This window comes from Martelella endophytica, assembly GCF_000960975.1.
Lineage (GTDB): Bacteria > Pseudomonadota > Alphaproteobacteria > Rhizobiales > Rhizobiaceae > Martelella > Martelella endophytica.
Window position 1 is genome coordinate 619,518 of the sequence record NZ_CP010803.1, and the last position, 18,926, is coordinate 638,443.

Annotated in this window: 13 protein-coding genes and 1 pseudogene; 4 read left to right on the forward strand and 10 right to left on the reverse strand. The window is 62.6% G+C overall.

What is annotated here, in order from left to right; all coding sequences use genetic code 11:
- Positions 1–29 precede the first annotated feature (29 nt).
- From TM49_RS02825 to TM49_RS02850, 6 genes are all read right to left on the reverse strand, one after another.
- Positions 30–1,742, reverse strand: coding sequence for a dipeptide ABC transporter ATP-binding protein (locus tag TM49_RS02825; RefSeq protein ID WP_144409653.1), 1,713 nt, complete (start codon positions 1,740–1,742; stop codon positions 30–32).
- A 29-nt stretch (positions 1,743–1,771) separates the two neighbouring features.
- Positions 1,772–2,983 (reverse strand): ABC transporter permease, encoded by a 1,212-nt coding sequence (locus TM49_RS02830; RefSeq protein WP_082074593.1) that lies wholly within the window; start codon positions 2,981–2,983, stop codon positions 1,772–1,774.
- An 11-nt stretch (positions 2,984–2,994) separates the two neighbouring features.
- Positions 2,995–3,981 carry an ABC transporter permease gene (locus TM49_RS02835; protein WP_082074594.1) on the reverse strand — a complete coding sequence of 329 codons (987 nt, stop codon included), beginning with the start codon at positions 3,979–3,981 and terminating at the stop codon, positions 2,995–2,997.
- Positions 3,982–4,096: 115 nt separating this feature from the next.
- Positions 4,097–5,092 (reverse strand): D-2-hydroxyacid dehydrogenase, encoded by a 996-nt coding sequence (locus tag TM49_RS02840; RefSeq protein ID WP_045679458.1) that lies wholly within the window; start codon positions 5,090–5,092, stop codon positions 4,097–4,099.
- A gap of 96 nt (positions 5,093–5,188) precedes the next feature.
- Positions 5,189–7,138: an ABC transporter substrate-binding protein gene (locus tag TM49_RS02845; RefSeq protein WP_045679459.1), complete on the reverse strand. Its 1,950-nt coding sequence runs from the start codon at positions 7,136–7,138 to the stop codon at positions 5,189–5,191.
- A 401-nt stretch (positions 7,139–7,539) separates the two neighbouring features.
- Complete coding sequence (locus TM49_RS02850) at positions 7,540–8,289, reverse strand: GntR family transcriptional regulator (RefSeq protein ID WP_158498599.1); 750 nt, start codon at positions 8,287–8,289, stop codon at positions 7,540–7,542.
- A 225-nt stretch (positions 8,290–8,514) separates the two neighbouring features.
- Here TM49_RS02850 and TM49_RS02855 point away from each other — a divergent pair, with 225 nt between their 5' ends.
- A complete protein-coding gene (locus tag TM49_RS02855) occupies positions 8,515–10,557 on the forward strand; it encodes an alpha-amylase family protein (RefSeq protein ID WP_045679460.1) in 2,043 nt (680 codons plus the stop codon).
- Positions 10,558–10,949: 392 nt separating this feature from the next.
- On the opposite strand, the pseudogene TM49_RS22895 reads toward TM49_RS02855, so the two are convergent.
- Positions 10,950–11,270 (reverse strand): annotated as a pseudogene (locus TM49_RS22895) (transposase); the annotation flags it as partial.
- 178 nt (positions 11,271–11,448) lie between these two features.
- Between TM49_RS22895 and TM49_RS02865 the strand changes: the two are divergent.
- Genes TM49_RS02865 through TM49_RS02875 form a run of 3 tightly spaced genes read left to right on the forward strand, consistent with a single transcriptional unit; the run spans position 11,449 to position 13,913 of the window.
- A complete protein-coding gene (locus tag TM49_RS02865) occupies positions 11,449–12,234 on the forward strand; it encodes a FadR/GntR family transcriptional regulator (protein ID WP_045679461.1) in 786 nt (261 codons plus the stop codon).
- Entirely contained in the window at positions 12,231–12,992 is a 762-nt protein-coding gene (locus TM49_RS02870; RefSeq protein ID WP_045679462.1) for an SDR family oxidoreductase, read from the forward strand. The genes TM49_RS02865 and TM49_RS02870 overlap by 4 nt, the downstream gene beginning before the upstream one ends.
- A gap of 51 nt (positions 12,993–13,043) precedes the next feature.
- A complete protein-coding gene (locus TM49_RS02875; RefSeq protein ID WP_045679463.1) occupies positions 13,044–13,913 on the forward strand; it encodes an SMP-30/gluconolactonase/LRE family protein in 870 nt (289 codons plus the stop codon).
- A gap of 105 nt (positions 13,914–14,018) precedes the next feature.
- Here TM49_RS02875 and dgoD read toward each other — a convergent pair whose 3' ends face one another.
- From dgoD to TM49_RS02890, 3 genes are read right to left on the reverse strand one after another with little or no spacing between them, the layout of a single operon-like run.
- Entirely contained in the window at positions 14,019–15,170 is a 1,152-nt protein-coding gene (gene dgoD / locus TM49_RS02880; protein WP_045679464.1) for a galactonate dehydratase, read from the reverse strand.
- Positions 15,167–16,198, reverse strand: a complete 1,032-nt coding sequence (locus TM49_RS02885) for an ABC transporter ATP-binding protein (protein ID WP_045679465.1) — start codon at positions 16,196–16,198, stop codon at positions 15,167–15,169. Before TM49_RS02885 ends, dgoD begins: the two co-directional genes overlap by 4 nt.
- On the reverse strand, positions 16,195–18,888 hold the full coding sequence (locus TM49_RS02890; RefSeq protein WP_052699685.1) for a glycoside hydrolase family 2 protein: 2,694 nt from the start codon (positions 18,886–18,888) through the stop codon (positions 16,195–16,197). The genes TM49_RS02885 and TM49_RS02890 overlap by 4 nt, the downstream gene beginning before the upstream one ends.
- Between the last annotated feature and the right edge of the window lie 38 nt (positions 18,889–18,926).

Here is an 18,926-nt window from a genome sequence, read left to right on the forward strand (position 1 = left end):
CCTGGAATTCGTTCATTCGCGACATGCTCTCAGCCGGCCGGCATCGCCCGCTCGTCGAAACGGGTGCGGTGGAGCATGCGCTTGTTGCGTGGGTCCGGATTCGGCACGGCGGAAATCAGCGCCTGCGTGTACGGGTGGTCCGGCGCCGTGCAGATCTTCTCCGCCGTTCCCGTCTCCACCACCCGGCCGCGATGCATCACCGCGACCCGGTCGCAGAAATAGCGCACCACCGAAATGTCATGGGCAATGAACAGGAAGGAGAGGTCGAGCCGGGTCTGCAGGTCGAGCAGCAGGTCGAGAATCTGAGACCGGATCGAGACATCCAGCGCCGACGTCGCCTCATCGGCGATGATGACGCGCGGGTTGAGCGCCAGCGCCCGGGCGATACCGATGCGCTGCCGTTGCCCGCCGGAAAAGGCGTGGGGATAGCGATCCATGGCATCCTGCGGCAGGCCGACCATCTCGAGAAGCGCGCCGACCCTCTCCTCGAGTGCCCTGCCCTTCGCCAACCCGTTGATCCAGAGCGGATCGCCGACGACCTGCTTGACCGTCATGCGCGGGTTGAGCGAGGCGAACGGGTCCTGGAAGATCAGGCGCATCTCGGCGTGGTAGCGGCGCAGCGCCTTCTTGTTCATCGTCAGGACGTCGGCCTCCCGGCCGCTCCTGTCGCGATAGGTGACCGAGCCGGAGGAGGCCTCGATGATCCTGAGGATCAGCCGGCCGAGCGTGGTCTTGCCCGATCCGCTTTCGCCGACGATGCCGAGGTTCTCGCCCGGCATCAGGTCGAGGTCGACATGATCGACCGCAAGCAGTCCCGAGGTTGCTCCCTTGCCGCCGCCGAAATATTTGGTGAGGCCGCCCACGGAAAGGATCGGCTTGGCCTCAGCGGTCGGAGCCGCCGTCTCCCGGACCTCGGCATGATGCTCCAGCTTGCGGGTCATCGACAGCAGATGGCGGGTATAGGGGTGGGCTGGCGCGTGGAAGATCCGGTCCACCGGCCCCTCCTCCACCAGCCGCCCGTAACGCATCACCGCGACATTGTCGGCGACCTCGGCGACGATCCCCATGTCGTGGGTGATCAGCAGCACCGCCATGCCGAATTCGACCTGCAGCCGCTTGATCAGGTCGAGGATTTCGGCCTGGGTGGTCACGTCGAGCGCGGTCGTCGGCTCGTCGGCGATCAGGATGTCGGGATTGCAGGCAAGCGCCATCGCGATGCAGACGCGCTGGCGCATGCCGCCCGAATATTCGAAGGAATAGCGTTTGGCCATCTCCTCCGGATTCTTGATTTCCACTTGCCGCAGCAGCTCGATCGTCCGCTTGCGCGCCTCCTTCTTGTCGAGATGGAGGTGGATCTCGATCGCCTCGTCGATCTGGTCGCCGATCGTGTGCAGCGGCGAAAGCGCCGACATCGGCTCCTGGAAGATCAGCCCGATCCTGCCGCCGCGCACCGCCCGGATATGAGGTCCGGTCGGCTTCAGCGCGGTGATGTCGACGGGCTTGTCGCCACCGGAAAGCACGATCTTCCCCGCGCTGATCCGTCCGGGCTTGTCGACGATCTGCAGCAGCGAGCGCGCCGTCACCGACTTGCCCGAGCCGCTTTCGCCGACGAGGCAGAGCGTCTCGCCGCGCTTCAGTTTGAAGCTGACCTCGCGCACCGCCGGAAAAACCGAATTGCGCAGCCTGAACTCGACCGAGAGGCCGTCGACCGACAGCACGATATCGTCCGTTTCGCCAGCGATCCCTGTTTCGCTCGTCATTACCGGTCCTCCTAGTCGCTGTATGGATCGGCCGCGTCGCGCAGGCCGTCGCCAAGGAAGTTGAGGGCAAGCACGGTGACCACCACCGCCACACCCGGCAGAAGCAGCCAGGGCGCGGTGGCGACCGTGCGGATGTTCTGCGCCTCCTGCAGCAGCACGCCCCAGCTCACCACCGGCGGCCGGAGGCCGATGCCGAGGAAGGACAGCGCGGTTTCGCTGAGGATCATCACCGGAATGGCGAGCGTGACCGCCGCAATGATGTGGCTTGCGAAGGACGGCAGCATGTGGCGCACGATCGTGCCGATCTCTCTCGCCCCATCGAGCCGGGCGGCGACGACGAAGTCCTCGTTCTTCATCGCGAGGAACCGGCCGCGCACCACCCGGGCAAGCCCGGTCCAGCCGACGAGCGACAGGATGATGGTGATCATGAAATAGACCTGCACCGGCGGCAGCGTCGGCGGGATCGCGGCTGCGAGCCCCATCCACAAGGGGATCGTCGGGATCGCCAGCAGGAACTCGATCACGCGCTGGATGATCGTGTCTGCCGCGCCGCCGTAATAGCCCGAGATGCCGCCGAGCAGCACACCGAAGATAAGGCTGAGGGTCACGCCGATGAGGCCGACCGTCATCGAGATGCGGGTGCCGAAGATGATCCGGCTCAGCATGTCGCGCCCGAGGCGGTCCGCGCCCCAGAGATACATCGGCTGGCTCGGGTCGATCGGGCCGATCAGGTGACGGTCCATCGGGATCATGCCCCAGAGGCGGTAGGGCGCTCCGCGCACGAACAGGCCGACATCGATGCGGCTGTCCTCGTCGATGACGAATTCGCGGGCAAAGCTCTCCGGATTGACCTTCACCTGATAGCCATTGACGTAAAGCCCCAGCCTTTCGCCATCCCATACGTGAAGCTGTTGAGGGGGCGCGTAAGTGTAGCGCGCGGCGAATTCATTGGGACCTTCGGGCGCGAGGAAATCGGCGAAGGCGGCGACGAGATAGATGAGGATCACCACCACGCCGCTCGCCAGAGCGAGTTTGTGGCGCCGGAACTTCCACCAGGCGAGCGTCCACGCGCCGGCCCGCTCCGCGCCCTTTTCCGGCCTGGTATCGTCGCCGAAACCATGCTCGGCATGGTCGTCGGCGAGCGCGCTGGTCTCTTCGAGCGTCTCCGGCTTGCCGTCGCTGTCCTTGCCGGCCGGGAACCAATGATCGTCTGAATGAACCATGATGGTCTCCCTTATCTGTAGCGGATGCGCGGATCGAGCCACGCGAGCAGCAGGTCGGAAATCAGGGTTCCGATCACGGTCAGCACCGACAGCATCAAGATCATCGCGCCGGCGAGGTAGACGTCCTGCGAGATCAGCGCCCGAAGGAGGAGTGGCCCCGTTGTCGGCAGGTTGAGGACGATCGCCGTCACCGTCGCGCCGGAGACCAGCTCGGGCAGCGCCCAGCCGAGTGTCGAGACGAAGGGATTGAGCGCGGCGCGCACCGGATAGCGCAGGATCAGCCGCCATTCCTTCATGCCCTTCACCCGCGCGGTGGTGACATAGGGCTTGTAGAGCTCGTCCAGCAGGTTGGCGCGCATGATCCGCACCAGCGAGGCGGTCCCCGACGTGCCGAGCACGATCACGGGCACGATCAGGTGCTGGCCGAGGTCGGCGACCTTCGCCCAGCTCCACGGCGCGTCGACGTAACCCGGCGAGAACAACCCGTCGATGCTGACGCCGAACAGCTTCAGCGCCAGGTACATCATGATCAGCGCCAGCAGGAAGTTCGGCACCGCGAGGCCGATGAAGGCGATGAAGGTCGCGAAGTAGTCGCCGATCGAATATTTGCGGACCGCCGAATAGATGCCCACCGGCAGCGACACCACCCAGGTGAAGATCAGCGCGCAGAAGGACAGCACGAAGGTAAGACCGAGCCGGTTCCACAGCAGATCGGAGACCGGCACGTCCCAGTCGAACGACCGGCCGAAATCGCCATGAAACAGGATGTTCTTCATCCAGATGCCGTATTGCACCCAGATCGGCTGATCGAGGCCATATTGCGCGCGCAGCATGGCGAGCGTCTGCGGGTCGATGCTGTCGCCCTGCTGCGACATCTGGGCCGCGAGCGTGGTGACGAAATCGCCCGGCGGCAACTGGATCAGCGCGAAGGTCACGATCGAGATCGCGACCATCGTCGGTATCATGTAGAGCACGCGCTTGAATACGTAGCGTAGCAATTGCCCATCCTCCCCTGCAGGCGTTTGCCAGAGCATTTCGCAGTCAGGCGAAACACCCCGCGAAAATGCGCCAAAACAGATCGATAGAGCGGATTCCGTGAAAGGCCGAACCGCTCTATTGTCCGGCGGTCCAGAGATCTTCCGCGGTCATCCGGTTCTGCATCTCCTCCCCGGCCCGGTAGCGCCTGAGGTTCTCCGTGATGACATCGACCGAACGGTCGACCTTGTCGGGAAGCGCCGCGGTGAAATGCGGCGTGATCAGCACGTTCGGCGTATCCCAGAGCGGATGACCCGGCGGCAGCGGTTCCGGATCGGTGACATCGAGGCCCGCGCCGGCGAGACGCCCCTCGTTCAGGGCGGCCATCAGCGCGTCGGTGTCGATGACGCCGCCGCGCGACAGGTTGACGATGATCGCCGACGATTTCATCTTCGCGATCTCCGCCGCGCCGATCATCCGGTGTGTCGCATCCGAAAGGTTGAGGACCAGCGCCAGGATGTCGGCCTCGGCGAGGATCGCGTCGATGCCCTCGCCCTTGTCCGCGCTGTACATCCGGTCGACGCCGGGCGGCGGCTCCAGGTCACGGCGGCGATAACCGAGCACGCGCATGTTGAAGGCCTTGGCGCGAGTCGCGAGCGCCTTGCCGGTATGGCCCATCCCGAGAATGCCGATGGTGCGGCCATAAAGCGCCCTCAGGTCCCACATCCAGTCGGCGCGCCGCCATTCATGCTGCTTCTGCGCATCGTAGAACGCGGGATATCGCGAGCAGAGCATCAACGAGAACATCATCACATGCTCGGCGAGCGCCGGACCGGACCGGCCGGCCGAGCCGGTGACGACGAGGCCTTTTTCGAATACCTCCGGCCGCGCGGACTTCGTCAGCCCGGCATGGTCGCAATGCACCCACCGAAGATGCGGGGCGTTGACATGTCGCTCGTCGAGATCGCCCGCGAGAATGGCGATTTCCGCCTGCCGCAGGGCGTTGTCGAGAGCGCTCCGATCATCGGGATCGACATAAATCGCCCTGTCGGAGCCGATGGCCTCCTTCAGGCGATCCCAGTGCCTAGGCTCGAAAGGGAGGTTGTTCATGACGAGAATGGTGCGTTCCGGCATCTTTATTTCCAATATTCGGGCATCAGCCCTGCGGCCGACGCGAAAACTGTCGAGTATCCGCCGCCGACCTTCGTCGGCAGCGGCCGTTCACGGCGCTCAGTTCTTGCCGATGTAATACTGCTCCGGATTGGTCGGAGCCGGCGTCGGATAGATCCACGAGGCCGGCATGGATTCCGGCACGTTGTGGAAATTCGTCTTCTTGACGCCATAGCCATTGGCCTGCCAAGCGACGCCCATGGTCCAGAACTCGTCTGCGGCGATCTGCAGGATCTCGTTCATCAGTTCGACCTGCTTGTCGAAATCGGGCTCGGCCTGGAGCTCGTTATAGAGGTCCATCTGCTTCTGTATCGCCGGCGGCGGAGCTTCCGGCTTGACCTGCGAGGTTTCCGGATTGGCGCCAAGATAATAGGCGGTCCAGGCCGGAGCCCAGTAGAAGCTGTCATTGTTGGCCGGGAACCACCAGCGCGGATCGAGCACCACTTCCTGGCCGGCGCCGCCGCCACGCTCCCATGCCACGCCCTCCAGCTCTCCGGCATCCTGGCGGGTCTGGATCAGGGTGCGGTCGAGCGGGGTCGGCGTCATCGCGATGCCGGCCTTGCGCCATTGCGCCGCGACCAGTTCCAGCGCATCGCCGAATACCGGGTTGGCGGCGCTATAGGCATAGGTGATCGCGAACGGCTTGCCGTCCGGTCCGAGCCGCATGCCGCTCGAATCCTTGTTCGGCAACACCTTGTCGAGATACTCGTTGGCCTTGTCGAGGTCGTATTCGGTATACTGCTTGGCGAGCTGCTCGTTATAGTAGACGCTACCCGGCATCACCGAGGTCTGGGCGATCTCGCCCTGGCCGAGCCAGACGACATCCAGCAGCTCCTGTCGGTCCATCGCGTAGGACAGGCCGATGCGGAAATCCCTGTTCTGGAAGATCTCACGCTTCTCCGGATCCTTGTGGTTCAGGTTCAGCATCATCACGATGTAGTTCGGGCTCGCCGGCGTTTCGGTGAAGAACTCGTAGCCGCCCTGCTGCTGCCCCTGATAGAGCACCGGCTTGTTGGCCGGCGTCGCGAGGCTGCGGTCCTGGAAATCGATCTCGCCCGCAAGCGTCTTGGTCACCAACACCTGCGGGTCCGAGAGCACGTTGAAGAAGCGGGTATCAATATAGGGAAGCTGGTTCCCCTCGGTGTCGACCTTCCAGTAATAGGGATTGCGCTCGGCGATCGCCTGCGTGGCGGAACCGCTGCCGTAGCCCTGGGTGAAGTCCCAGGCGTTGATCGTCGGAACCTCGGTATTGGTCCAGTAGTTGGACTTGTTGACCATCAGGCCGACCCAGTTGCTCTGCCCCGCGGCATCGATTTCCTTCTGGATATCCGGATTGTATTTCGGATGGAATTTTTCCAGATAGTGCCGGGGGAAGCGCACCGTCGCGATATCGAGCGGCCTTGCGGTCGCGAGATACTGCAGGAACAGCCCCTTCGGATTGGCGAACTCGAATTCAAAGGTCGTGTCGTCGATCATCCGGAATTTTGCCGGAGAGCCGTCCGAATTGATGAAGGGCTCGGTCGGCGTCGGCGAGAATTCCTTGTTGAGGAACAGGTCCTCGTACCAGAACTTCACGTCGTCGGCGGTGAACGGCGCGCCATCCGACCACTTCATGCCTTCGCGCAGGTGAAAGGTGAACAGCGTCGCGTCATCGTTGACATCGACGGAACCGGCGACGTTCGGCACGACCTCCGTCCAGTCCGGCGACCAGCGCATCAGATTCTCATAGGAGACCGTGCGCAGGATCCAGCCATCGTCGGAACCACCCACCATCGCCGAACGCCATGTGCCGCCATATTCGCCGACCTCGTCAACGGGCGCGACGACCAGCGGATCCTTCGGCAGCCGCTCTTCCAGAGGCGGCAGCGTGCCGGCCTGCACCTTCTCCGCCAGCACCGGTGCCTCTCCCGCGAGCGCCGAAAACGCGCCGCCCCATGCCAGCAGCGCCGTCAGCCCGACGGTCGTCAGCGCGCGGCGTTTCAACGTCCTTGTGACCGATCCAGATACCATTCCCATATCTTCCTCCCATTTTCTGAACATGTCAGTCGGCAGCCGCCCGATTTGCAGCGGCAACCGACCGCCAGACCCTCCCGTCAACACGGCCGGCGCCAATCGCCATGACTCAGACTAGCAGATAATGTGTGATTTTGAACAAAAAACATATCATATCGTGAAATTTTTATTTTTTCGCAATTTTAACAATGGATTGGTATTGCCGACCAAAGTCGCGCACTTCCGAATTCGCACCTGATCGCGATCTCGACCGCGGCCGGCGCAGACAATGCCTTGGCGAGGCCCACCCACAGGAGGCTCACCCAAGCGTCCGCGTTATCGGGAGCAGGAAAGAAGGATAGGTCGGGAAGGCGCCCGGCACTCCGGAGGTGGCTGGAGAAGATCGGGGAAGACGATCCTCACACGCCCGAATCGGCGTCGTCGGCGACGCCTTTCTGCATGCGGTCGCGGCGGAGATTGCCCATGAAGACGGCGCGCGAATTGCGCATGTGGGTTTCGATGACTTCGACCGCGCGGTCTGGATCACCTTGTTCCACTGCCTCCAGCAGCTCCCAGTGCTCGCGGCTCGACCGGCGCATGTTGGCGAGCGTCAGAGGGTTGCGATTGGAGATCGCACGCAGCCAGCCATTGTGCTGCTTCATGATCTTGATCGCCTCGGCATTGAAATGCTGATCGATGATATAATCGTGGAATAACAGGTTGTTGGCGTGGAAAAGGGCAAAGTCGCCATTCTCCGCGCCCTCGTGGCACTTCTCCTGAAAACCGCGCAGAATGGCGACATCCTCGGGGGTCGCATATTCAACGAAGCTGCGGACGATATAGGGTTCCAGCAGGGTGCGGATATCGAAGATGTTCTGGACCAGGTCCTCGTTGATGAGACGCACCCGCGCCCCGCGATTGGGCGTGATCACCACCAGCCCCTCGCCTTCCAGCGCCTGCAGTGCCTCGCGCGCGGGATTGATGCTGGTGCCATAGCGCGCGGCGACATCGGAGACCTTGATGCGCGAGCCAGCCGGATAGGTGCCGCTGAGGATCTCGTCGCGGAGCGATTGCTGCAGCCGTCCGTAACCCGGCTCGCGGACAGATCTGGCAGGCTCGGATTGCGCGGCGCGCGGCTTCTGTTTCCTCTGGGGCACTTTCTGTTCCACGCTGCGCTCCTGCTCTATGCGCGAAGGCGCACCGGTTTCGAAATATAGCATCACCGGGTGCAAACGCGCAAAAAACGCATTCCGGCGCACCGGTTTTCACCAGATCAATTCATAAGTTGACTGATAACACATTATATGAATATTTTCACGTACTATTTGCCGAATAACATTAGACTTTCGGCGCGAACGCCCACGAATCTGGGCATATTTCATCGGGAGAACGACATGACGGAATGGTGGCATCAGCCGCAGCGCATCGTGCAGACGAATCTGAGGCTGATCGACGCCTCTCTCGATCCGGACGACGTGGCGGACCGGCTTTCCGCGATGGGCGCCACGGCGATGCTGTTCAATATCGGCGGAATCTTCGCCTGGTATCCCACGGAACTCCCGCTTCAGGCGCCCAATCCCTTCCTCGACCGCGACCTCGTCGGCGCCATGATCGAGGCGGCGCATCGACGTAACATCCGGGTGATCGGACGCTACGACCTGTCGAAGGGCACTGCGGTCGCCTACGACGCCCATCCCGAATGGTTTTGCCACGACGCCGGCGGGCGGCCGTTCGAATATAACGGCACCTACCAGGCCTGCGTGAACGGCGGCTGGTATCACGAACAGGGTATCGGCGTGCTCAGGGAGACCCTCGGGCGCTATGCGATCGACGGCCTGTTCTTCAACATGTTCGGCTATCTGACGACGGATTACAGCTACCGACCCTATGGTCTTTGCCACTGTGAAAACTGCCGGCGCGCATTCCGCGATTTCTCGGGCCTCGCCCTGCCAGAGAAGGAAGACAGGTCCTATCCCGCCTACCGCGCCTACCTGCAGTTCCAGCAGAAGACCAGCACGGCGCTGGCAGACGAGATCTACACCGCCGTGAAGGCGATCAGGCCGGATGTCGGCGTTTCAAACATGGGCCGCAAGAGCGATTTCTTCCGCGGCGAGGTAAATCGCCGGATCGACCGGGCGCGCCCGGAATGGGCTTATCTCTCCGGCGAGGAGGCCCGCAACTTCCGTTCGCTCGGCGATGGCGCTGTCCGCTACTCGAGCGCACTGACCCATTTCGTCGACTTCCCGTGGCGCTACAGCGCCGAGAATGGACCCGCCCAGGTGCTGAGGCTCGCCCAGCAGCTCGCGAACGGCGCCGATCCGCATTATTATTTCATGGGCACGCCCGACCAGCCCGACCGCAAGCCGCTGCCGGCCGTGAAGTCGATCTTCGACTTTCACCGCGAACACGAGGCACTCTATGCCGCCCTCGAAACGGCGGCGCGGGTCGCCCTCTACAATTCCCGCAAGTCCCGGCCCTACGACCGGCGGTCCGGCGCTGCCGAGGAAGCCTTCCGGGGAGCCTATTCGGCCCTCCTCAACGCCGGCATCGCCTTCGACACGATCCTCGACAATCGCGCCGAGGAGGCGGACTTTGCCGAGACGCACGCCCGATACGACACGATCATCCTTGCCGGCGCGAGCTGCATGAGCGATGCCGAGGCAGCAGGGCTCGACGCCTATGTCCGGGGTGGCGGCAGGATCGTGATCATCGGCGAGGCCGGCATCTATGACGCAACCGGCAGTGATGCCGATCCCACGCGACTTTCCTGCCAGCCTTTCGACCGGATCATCGAAACCCGCGCGGACATGCGCGGCGGCTATCTCAGGGTGGATAGCGGCAGCATTGGCGGGCTCGATACCGATGTGGTCATGCTGGATGGTCCCTATCATGTGGTCGAGCCGAAGACAGAGGCGAAGACCATGGGACGGCTGCTGATGCCCCAGCGGTTCGGCCCGCCGGAACTCTGTTTTCCGGAGGATGGCGGCGAAAGCGATCTGCCGGGCGTCATCACAGCGCCATTCGGGGCGGGAGAGGCCGTCTATCTCCCGTGGCAAGCGGATCGCCTGTTCCGCCGCTATGGCCTCAGCGAATATCAGTCGCTGATCGCCGATCTCGCGACCGCGGCGGAGCGCCCCCAGGCGGTGCGTCTGGAGCGGCCGGGCCGGCTCGAACTAACCGTCCAGCGCCACCGCAAGACCGGTGATCTCGTTATCCACATCGTCAACTACTCCGGCCAGAACGACAATTGCCACGACGAAGCCTTTCCGCTTTTGGACACAACCATCATGATCAGCAACGCAAGGGGTAACCATGCTCGTACACTCGTCACACCTTCCGAGCTCGTCCTTCCTCCGGCAGACGATCGAGGCCAACGGCGCTTGACGATTCCGAAAATCGGCGCGTTCGAGGTCGTGGTTATTCCGGAAGAATGGTGAAGTCGAGAAGCCGGCCAGCCGAACGGAATAACCGAACACCAAGGGGCTCTGCATTACCACACCGCTGAGAAGGCTGAATATCTGTTTTTGCGATGGTCGATCCGTGCCCGCACCGCCGGAACATCAGGCGGAAAACAGAAGGCGTCGTCTTCTGGGACGGGCAAATGTGATACTTGCTGTAGCTGCGGCAACGGTTGCTGGGACTCCGACGACAAGAAAGTCGTTACTGACGGCGAAGACTATGAATGCGGCTGAAAGCCGACCTAGTTTATAGAAATGAATAGCCCCGAGTTTTGTAGACACGCGACCATGAGCAAGTCGATGCCGTTCGTCAGATCCCGGAACGAGGCTATCCGGTGTCGGAAGTCTCTCAACGGTTCGACGTAAGCCAGCCGTAGCCCGCGTATGGTCAGGTTGCGGAGGAATTCCGTCCAGATCGGCGCGGCTTCTGATGTTCCGATCTCCAAGCCGAGCACTTCGCGCCGGCCGTCGGTGTTGACGCCAATGGCGATGATGACAGCGACAGAAATGATGCGCCCGCCGCGCCGGTCCTTCAGATAGGCGGCATCAATACAGAAGTAGCGTCATTCTCCTTTGATGGGCCTTTCGAGGAAGGCCCTCACCTTGTCGTCTATTTCCTTGCAGAGCCGGGAAACCTCGCTCTTGGAGATGCCCGACATGCCCATCGCCTTAACGAGATCGTCAACTGTCCGTCCTCGAATGATTATGGACAGAATGAGGTCTGGTTATCAGGAGGATCTGGCTTAACGCCTTTGTGACAGACAGGGCGCATGTCATTCTGAAAAGAAAAAATAAATACTATTTAAAGAATAAAAAATACGATATATAAACGCCAGCGATTAGCATCGCTGCATGGGAGGAAAGCCGGGCATGGCTGCCAGATCGGGCCGAGAGACGTCAGCCGGAGCGCGACTGTCGGAAAAGTCAGGCAGCGCGGGCCGGAAGGTCATGGCGGGATGCCTGAGCGAGTTCATCAATGCCATCGTCAGCGGCGAAATGCCGGAAGGCGCCTTGCTGCCGAGCGAGGCAGAACTGATGGAACGATTTGGAGTCAGCCGCACGACGCTGCGCGAAACCATGCAGTATATGGTTGCCCAGGGGCTTATCCGCTCCCGCCCGCGGGCGGGAACCGTCGTGTTGCCGCGCGCTGCGTGGAATATGCTCGATCCTCTGCTTCTGGATGCCGCCCTCGACCACGAACAGGACTTCGCCTTCTACGAGGCGCTTCTCGAGGCCCGCGAGGTGCTGGAACCCGTTTCTGCGCGACGGGCGGCCATGAATGCCGACAATGCGGCCCTGATCGCGGTGACCGAGGCGTTTGAGGCCATGGTTGAGGCCAGCGGACGCGACACGGAGTCCTGGAGCCAGGCAGATCTCGATTTTCACACTGCCATCATCGCTGCAAGCGGCAACTGGGTCTTCATGCAGTTCGGCGTGGCCATTCGCGGCGCGCTTCTCGCAAGTTTCCGCATGACCAATCGCGCCAGCCACGCTTTTGACGACGCTTTAGAGCTGCACCGCAGGATTCTGGAAGCGATCCGGTTGCGGCAACCCGATGTCGCGGAGAGTGCGATGCGGGAACTGATTGCCAGGGCGCGTGAGGACATGGAGCATGTGCGGCCTGCGGCTGCAAGGAAGGAGTCCAGAGACCGATGACTGATCGTTTAAAGGATAAGGTTGCGGTTGTGACCGGCGCGGGACAGGGTATCGGCGCTGCCATTGCGCGCTGTTTCGCGGCCGAAGGCGCGCAGGTGATTGTGGCCGAACGCAATACCGAGACCGGCGCGGCCACGGCCGCTGCCGTTGGCGGTCTGTTTCAAGAGACCGATGTTACCCGTCAGGCCGATATCGATGCGGTTGTGGCCATGGCAATGGAACGGTTCGGCCGGATCGATGTGCTGGTCAACAATGCCGGCGCGAATGTTTTCTATCGGCCACACGAAATGCCGCGTGCAGAATGGGCGCGCTGCATGGCCCTTGACCTGGAGGCCTGCTGGGCGATGACCGAAGCCGTGCTGCCGGCGATGCGCAAGCAGCAGCAGGGTTCGGTGGTCAATATTGCCAGCTCGCACGGATTCAAGATCATTCCGCACACCTTTCCCTATCCGGTGGCAAAACACGGGTTGATCGGCCTGACCCGCGCGCTCGGCATTGAATATGCCGCCGAGGGCATCCGCGTGAATGCCATCGCGCCCGGCTATATCGATACCGAAATCGCCCAGATCTACTGGAACGGCTTTGACGATCCGGCCGCCGAGCGGCGAAAGGCGGAAAACCTGCATCCGCCGAAGCGGATCGGTCAACCGGAAGAAGTGGCGATGACCGCCGTCTTTCTGGCGTCCGACGAAGCGCCGTTCATCAATGCCGAAACGATCATGATCGACGGCGGACGCTCGGTTGTCTTTCATGATTAGGAACAGCAATCTCCCGGCGGAACATGCCGATTAATGGATCGGGGAGCAAAAATGAAAACGGATGTAGAGATTCTCTGCAATTGCGAAGACATGCTTGGCGAATGCCCGGTCTGGCTGGAGGAGGAGAACGTTTTAGCCTGGGTCGATATCGGCCGACGGCTCTGGCACAGGCTGGATTGGCAGACCGGCACGCTGCGAAGCATCGGCTTTGATACGGCCCTCACCGCCTTCGCCCCCTCTGCGAAGGGTGGCTTTATCGGCGCCTTCGCCGATGGTATCGCGCCCTTCAGCGCCGACGGCATGCGCGGGCCATTCTGGCACCAGCCGGAAAGCAATCTCCCGGATAACCGCTTCAATGACGGCGGGACCGACCATCGCGGTCGCTTCATTGCGGGCAGCATGAACATGGCGAGAAGCGGTGCCACCGGCCGGCTCTATGCCCTTGCCGCGGACGGCGCCTTGACGCAACTGAAGGACGGTATCGGCATCGTCAACACCATCGCCTTCAGCCTGGATGGCACAGTGCTCTATACTGCTGATTCCGCAGTTGGCGTGCTGGCGGCCTTCCACTACGATCCGATGACCGGCATCGTCGGCGCTCGACGAGATGATTTCCGTCCCGATCCCGGCCTGCCGGGAACGCCCGACGGGTCCGCCGTGGATGCCGAGGGGTTTGTCTGGAACGCGCGCTGGGACGGAGGCTGCCTTGTCCGGCTTGCTCCCGATGGTCGCACCGACCGGATCGTCGAACTCCCGGTATCGCGCCCGACATCCTGCGCCTTCGTCGGCGAGACGCTTGTCGTGACGACCTCGACCTGGGACTTCAAGGAAGCGGATTTTGCCGCCCAACCCCATGCTGGGGCCCTGCTGCGGTTGGATGTCGGCGTGGCCGGCGCCCCGAAGACGGCCTTTTGCACCTGAACTCAGCGGCCCCGCTGTCTTCTCTCATCCTCGGCACAGAGCCGGGGTGAGGTTTGTAAAGGGCCGATCTGAAACCTCCACGCGTTTGCGAAGATCTTTATGACGCTACCACTCTGCAACACTGCCGTCGTCGTGCCGCCAGAGCGGGTTGCGCCAGTTGTGGCCGGTTCTGTCCGCTTCGATCACCGCGTCCTCGTTGACCTCGATTCCAAGTCCGGGGCCGGACGGGATCGTCACACAGCCATCGTGATAACCAAACACATCGGGGTCCTTGAGGTAATCGAGCAGGTCGCTGCCCTTGCCGTTATAGTGGATACCGAGCGATTGCTCCTGGATGAAGGCGTTGTGGCTGACGGCGTCGAGCTGCAGGCAGGCGGCCAGCGCGATCGGACCAAGCGGGCAATGCGGCGCAAACGCCACGTCATAGGCCTCGGCCATGGCGGCGATCTTGCGACATTCAGAAATGCCGCCGGCATGGCTGAGATCGGGCTGGATGATGTCGACCACCCGCGATTCAAAAACCTTGCGGAAGTCCCAGCGCGAATAAAGCCGCTCGCCCAGCGCAATCGGCGTGGTCGCGCCGCGCACGACTTCAGGAAGCGCATCGATATGGTCCGACAACAGTGGTTCCTCGATGAACATCAGGCGGAACTGTTCCAGTTCGCGGATCAGCGCCTTAGCCATCGGCCGGTGCACCCGCCCGTGGAAATCGACGGCAATACCGATATGAGGACCGATTTCCGCACGTACGGCAGAAAGCGTTTCGACAACGGCATCCACTTTGGCATGGCTGTCGACAATCTGCATTTCGCCAGTGCCGTTCATCTTCAGGGCGGAAAAACCGCGGTCGACGGTTTCCCGCGCCGCCTTGGCGGCATCGGACGGGCGGTCGCCGCCGATCCATGAATAGATACGGATGCGATCGCGGCAGGGGCCGCCGAGAAGCTGATGCACGGGCAGGCCCGCCGCCTTGCCCTTGATATCCCACAGTGCCTGGTCGACGCCGGCAATCGCGCTCATCAGGATCGGGCCGCCGCGATAGAAGGCGCCGCGATACATCGCCTGCCAGTGATCCTCGATGCGCAAGGGGTCTTTGCCAACGAGATAGTCGGCCAGTTCCGCCACCGCCTGCCGGACGGTCAGCGCGCGGCCCTCGATCACCGGCTCGCCCCAACCGCAAATGCCTTCATCGGTCTCGATCTTGAGAAACAGCCATCGCGGGGCGACCAGAAACGTCTTCAGCGCCGTGATTTTCATGATGTGACTGCTCCATTGCGTATGCGTTTGCCCTCACCGTCGAAATAGAACGGCTGCGACGGCAGGGCAAAACCGATTTCCGTGCCCGTTTGCGGGCGGGTGGCGCCGCGTGCCTCTGCGATGATGGTCTGGCCATCATCGAGATCAGCGTGGATGATCGACGTGCCGCCGAGATTTTCGACCACACCGACCTTTGCGGCAATATCGTTGCCGATCTCCAGGCTTTCCGGACGCAGGCCGACCGTCACCGCGCCGGCGGGAGGGGAAAGTTTTCCATTGGCCAGCGGGCTGCCTTCAAGCTTCAGCAGGTTCATCCGCGGCGATCCGATAAAGCCGGCAACGAATATATTGTCCGGATCGTTGTAGAGCGTGTCCGGCGTGCCGATCTGCTCGATCCGGCCATCACGCAGCACGACGATCTTGTCGGCCAGCGTCATCGCCTCGACCTGGTCATGGGTAACGTAGATCATCGTTGCACCCAGCTGACGGTGCAGCTCGGCCAGTTCGACGCGCATCTGCGCGCGCAGTTCGGCATCGAGATTGGAAAGCGGTTCGTCGAACAGGAAGGCGCGCGGCTTTCGGACGATCGCCCGGCCGATGGCCACCCGCTGACGCTGACCGCCGGAAAGCTGCGAGGGTTTGCGGTCCATCAGTGGCGCGAGCTGGAGAATGGCTGCCGCTTCCTTCACACGCGCTTCCGTATCGGCCTTCGAATGGCCGGTACGGCGCAGGCCGAAACTCATGTTCTGGCGCACGGTCATGTGCGGATAAAGCGCGTAGGACTGAAACACCATGGCAAGGCCCCGCTCGGCCGGGGCAAGATCGTTGACCACCGTGTCGCCAATCCTGATATCGCCGCCGCTCATGGTCTCAAGACCGGCGATCAGCCTGAGCAGGGTCGACTTGCCGCAACCCGACGGGCCGACGAAGATGCAGAATTCGCCCTCGGCGACCGACAGGTCGATATCGCGGATGACCTCCAGCGCGCCGAAGGCCTTGCGGACCGAGGACAGCTCTATGCTGCTCATGGCGTAGCCTCCCCTTTGATCGTGCGCTTCACCCATGCGCTGACGGCATCGGGCGTCAGCGCCGGCGTATCCGTTTCCGGCGCGGCCAGATGGCGGGCGATGGCAGCCGAAAGTGCCGCTGCCACCGAACGTCCCGGCGTAGTGAGATCGATTGCCGACACGATCAGCCGTCCCGCACCGACCTTTGCCTCGGCCAGGAGCGCAAGGTCGCGGTTGTGGTTCCAGTCATCGATCACATCGATGATCCGCCCGAAGCCTAGGCCATCGAGATCGAGCGCACGGCGGTCGTGCAGCAGTTCCCATTCATGCCAGCCGCTTGGCCGCTCCGCCGGAAACGTGCTGAAGACCGGATGTTCGGTGCGGTTGATGAGGCCGAGCGTTTGCGGCGGCTGGCCGTCGGTCCAGACCGTGTTCCAGAACAGGGTGGTAAAGCCGAGTTCGGCGTTGGGAACGATGGTCTCCGGCGCCGGCGCAAAGACAAGGCTTTCGCCCGCCGCCAGCCTTTCCAGTTCTGCATTTCCGAGACTTGTGACAATCGGAAGGTCGGCCTTTTCCTCGGCAAACACCCAGAAATCCCAGCTATTGTCCGCGCCGCCAACGGAAAGCGTCAGCGTGTAGCGGCCCTGCGCCAGCTCATCCATCGCCACCGTTATGTCGCCCAGATGATGAAGGTCGCCGGTCTGGAGCAGATCGTGGGTGATGGCGCCTTCGGCCCTAAGCCCGCCATCGCGGTCCTGCACGCTCCAGCGCGCCTCGCCTGCAGCCAGATCGTGCTGGGTAAACAGCGACACCGCCGCGTCGGCCGTGAAGGCCGTGCCCTTTGTCAGTACGAAGCCGGGTGCCAACAACAGCGGTACGACAGGGCCGCAGAAGCGACGGAACGCGGCCGGATCGTCATAGGGTTTCGCCGACCAGAAGGCATCGACGACGCCAACCAGGGCGGTGCCCTGACCGGGAAAGTCCTGCAGGCCAAGCAACTGGAAACCGGCATAGTCGGGTGTGCGCAGGCTTGCCTCGATATCCTCTTTGTAAAGCGCCGTCTGCAAGGCCCCCGAGCACATCATCTTCTCGTGGGCGCTGTCGCGCCGCCCCTTGCTCTCAAGGTCGCGCGCGACGATGTCGAAGGCGTCGGGCGCCAGCGGACCGTCGTAACGCGGGATGGAATCGAGATCGGGATAAACGCACCATTGCCCGATTTCATGTCCGAGCAGCGGGACCTTCTCGGCCTGAACCCATTCGCTCCAGTCGGTCTCGGTTTCGAGCGGGCGCGCGTTCAGGCGGCTTTCCAGCCCCTCGCCCCAGCGGTGGCTGCGCGGCTCCGGTTTGGACAGATAATCGGCGCGCTTGAGTGAGGGCCAGCCCGAACCGCCATTATAGAGGCGTCGCGAATCGCGGCCGCGCCATTCCTCCAGAAACCGCTCCAGCCAGGCATGCAGGCCGGAACCGGACACCTCATTGCCGACCGTCAGCATCACGAAGGAGGGATGGTTGCCATATTCGGCGACGATCCGTTCCGCTTCCCGGCGGGTGAACGCGTCGATCTCAGGATCGGAGCCGAGTGCGCACCAGACCGGCGTTTCGACATGAAGATAAAGACCGAGCTCGTCGGCGACCTCGAAGGCCGCGCGCGGCGGGCACCAGCTGTGAAACCGCACATGGTTGAGCCCGTGTTCCTGCACGCTGCCGAAGGCAACGCGCCAGCCCTCCCGGTCCATCGGCGGGTGGCCAGTCTTCGGGAAGATACAGCAATCGAGCGTGCCGCGCAGGAAGATTCGGCGACCATTCAGACGGATGTGACGGCCCTCGCGCTCGATATGGCGCAGGCCGAAATCCGTCTCGCGAAAATCGACCGGCGCCCCGTCGCGTCGCCATTCCGCCTTCAGACGGTGGATGGACGGCGAGAACTCGTCCCAGCGGGCGGCATCCACCGGCAACGGCATGTTGAGGTCGAGCGGCGTATAGCCGGAATCGATATCAAGCGGCAGGACCTGCGAAACCGCGCGACCGTCATCCAGCGTTGCCGTAAGGTGGAGTTCATCGACATGCCCGCCTTCGGTCCAGAAGGTTGGCCATGTGCGGCTTGGATCGAGCGCGTCGAGTTCAATGCGAAGGTCGATGCCCGTCTTGCCCGTGGTCACATCCAGCCGGGCGATCCGCCCTGCACGGGCCTCGATGCGTATCGCGCCGACGATGCCGTTCCAGTTCGACTGCGTATGTTCCGAGGTCGAATGCGCCACGTCCGGATTGTTTTCGCGAATGGCCTGACCGACATTGGGAAAATCGGAATTGTCGACCCGAAGCACGACCCGGTGTTTGCCCGGCTCGAGCTGGCCGAGCAGAAACATGTTCGGCGTGCAAAGCCCGAGATCGCGACCGATTTCGAGGCCGTCGATCCAGACCCGCACTTCGCCGTGCGGACGTTCCAGCATCAGATCGTGATGCAGGCCTGCCTGACTGTCCGGCACGATGAAATCGCGGGCATACCAGGCCGGACCGACATAGGGATGGCGCCGGGTCAGATAGGCCATGCCGGCGCTCGGTCCGGCCGGCGTCTTTTCGGCCAGATCGATGGTTCCGGGCAAGGCGATGCTGTCTTCGAAGGCGGCGGTGTGCCAGTCTGCGCGCAGGCCCTGTCCTTCGGGGTCAAGCGCAAAGTCCCATTCGCCGGAAAGTTCGATTTCGTGAAGCATGATGCTGCAGGTCCATTTACAAACAGTGGGTCAAGCGC

Bases quoted from the DNA above. Each gene is read 5' to 3' on its own strand.
- TM49_RS02885 (WP_045679465.1), bottom strand. From the start codon at position 16,198: ATGAGCAGCATAGAGCTGTCCTCGGTCCGCAAGGCCTTCGGCGCGCTG.
- TM49_RS02870 (WP_045679462.1), top strand. From the start codon at position 12,231: ATGACTGATCGTTTAAAGGATAAGGTTGCGGTTGTGACCGGCGCGGGA.
- TM49_RS02830 (WP_082074593.1), bottom strand. From the start codon at position 2,983: ATGGTTCATTCAGACGATCATTGGTTCCCGGCCGGCAAGGACAGCGAC.
- TM49_RS02840 (WP_045679458.1), bottom strand. From the start codon at position 5,092: ATGCCGGAACGCACCATTCTCGTCATGAACAACCTCCCTTTCGAGCCT.
- TM49_RS02875 (WP_045679463.1), top strand. From the start codon at position 13,044: ATGAAAACGGATGTAGAGATTCTCTGCAATTGCGAAGACATGCTTGGC.
- TM49_RS02865 (WP_045679461.1), top strand. From the start codon at position 11,449: ATGGCTGCCAGATCGGGCCGAGAGACGTCAGCCGGAGCGCGACTGTCG.
- TM49_RS02855 (WP_045679460.1), top strand. From the start codon at position 8,515: ATGACGGAATGGTGGCATCAGCCGCAGCGCATCGTGCAGACGAATCTG.
- TM49_RS02845 (WP_045679459.1), bottom strand. From the start codon at position 7,138: ATGGTATCTGGATCGGTCACAAGGACGTTGAAACGCCGCGCGCTGACG.
- dgoD (WP_045679464.1), bottom strand. From the start codon at position 15,170: ATGAAAATCACGGCGCTGAAGACGTTTCTGGTCGCCCCGCGATGGCTG.
- TM49_RS02890 (WP_052699685.1), bottom strand. From the start codon at position 18,888: ATGCTTCACGAAATCGAACTTTCCGGCGAATGGGACTTTGCGCTTGAC.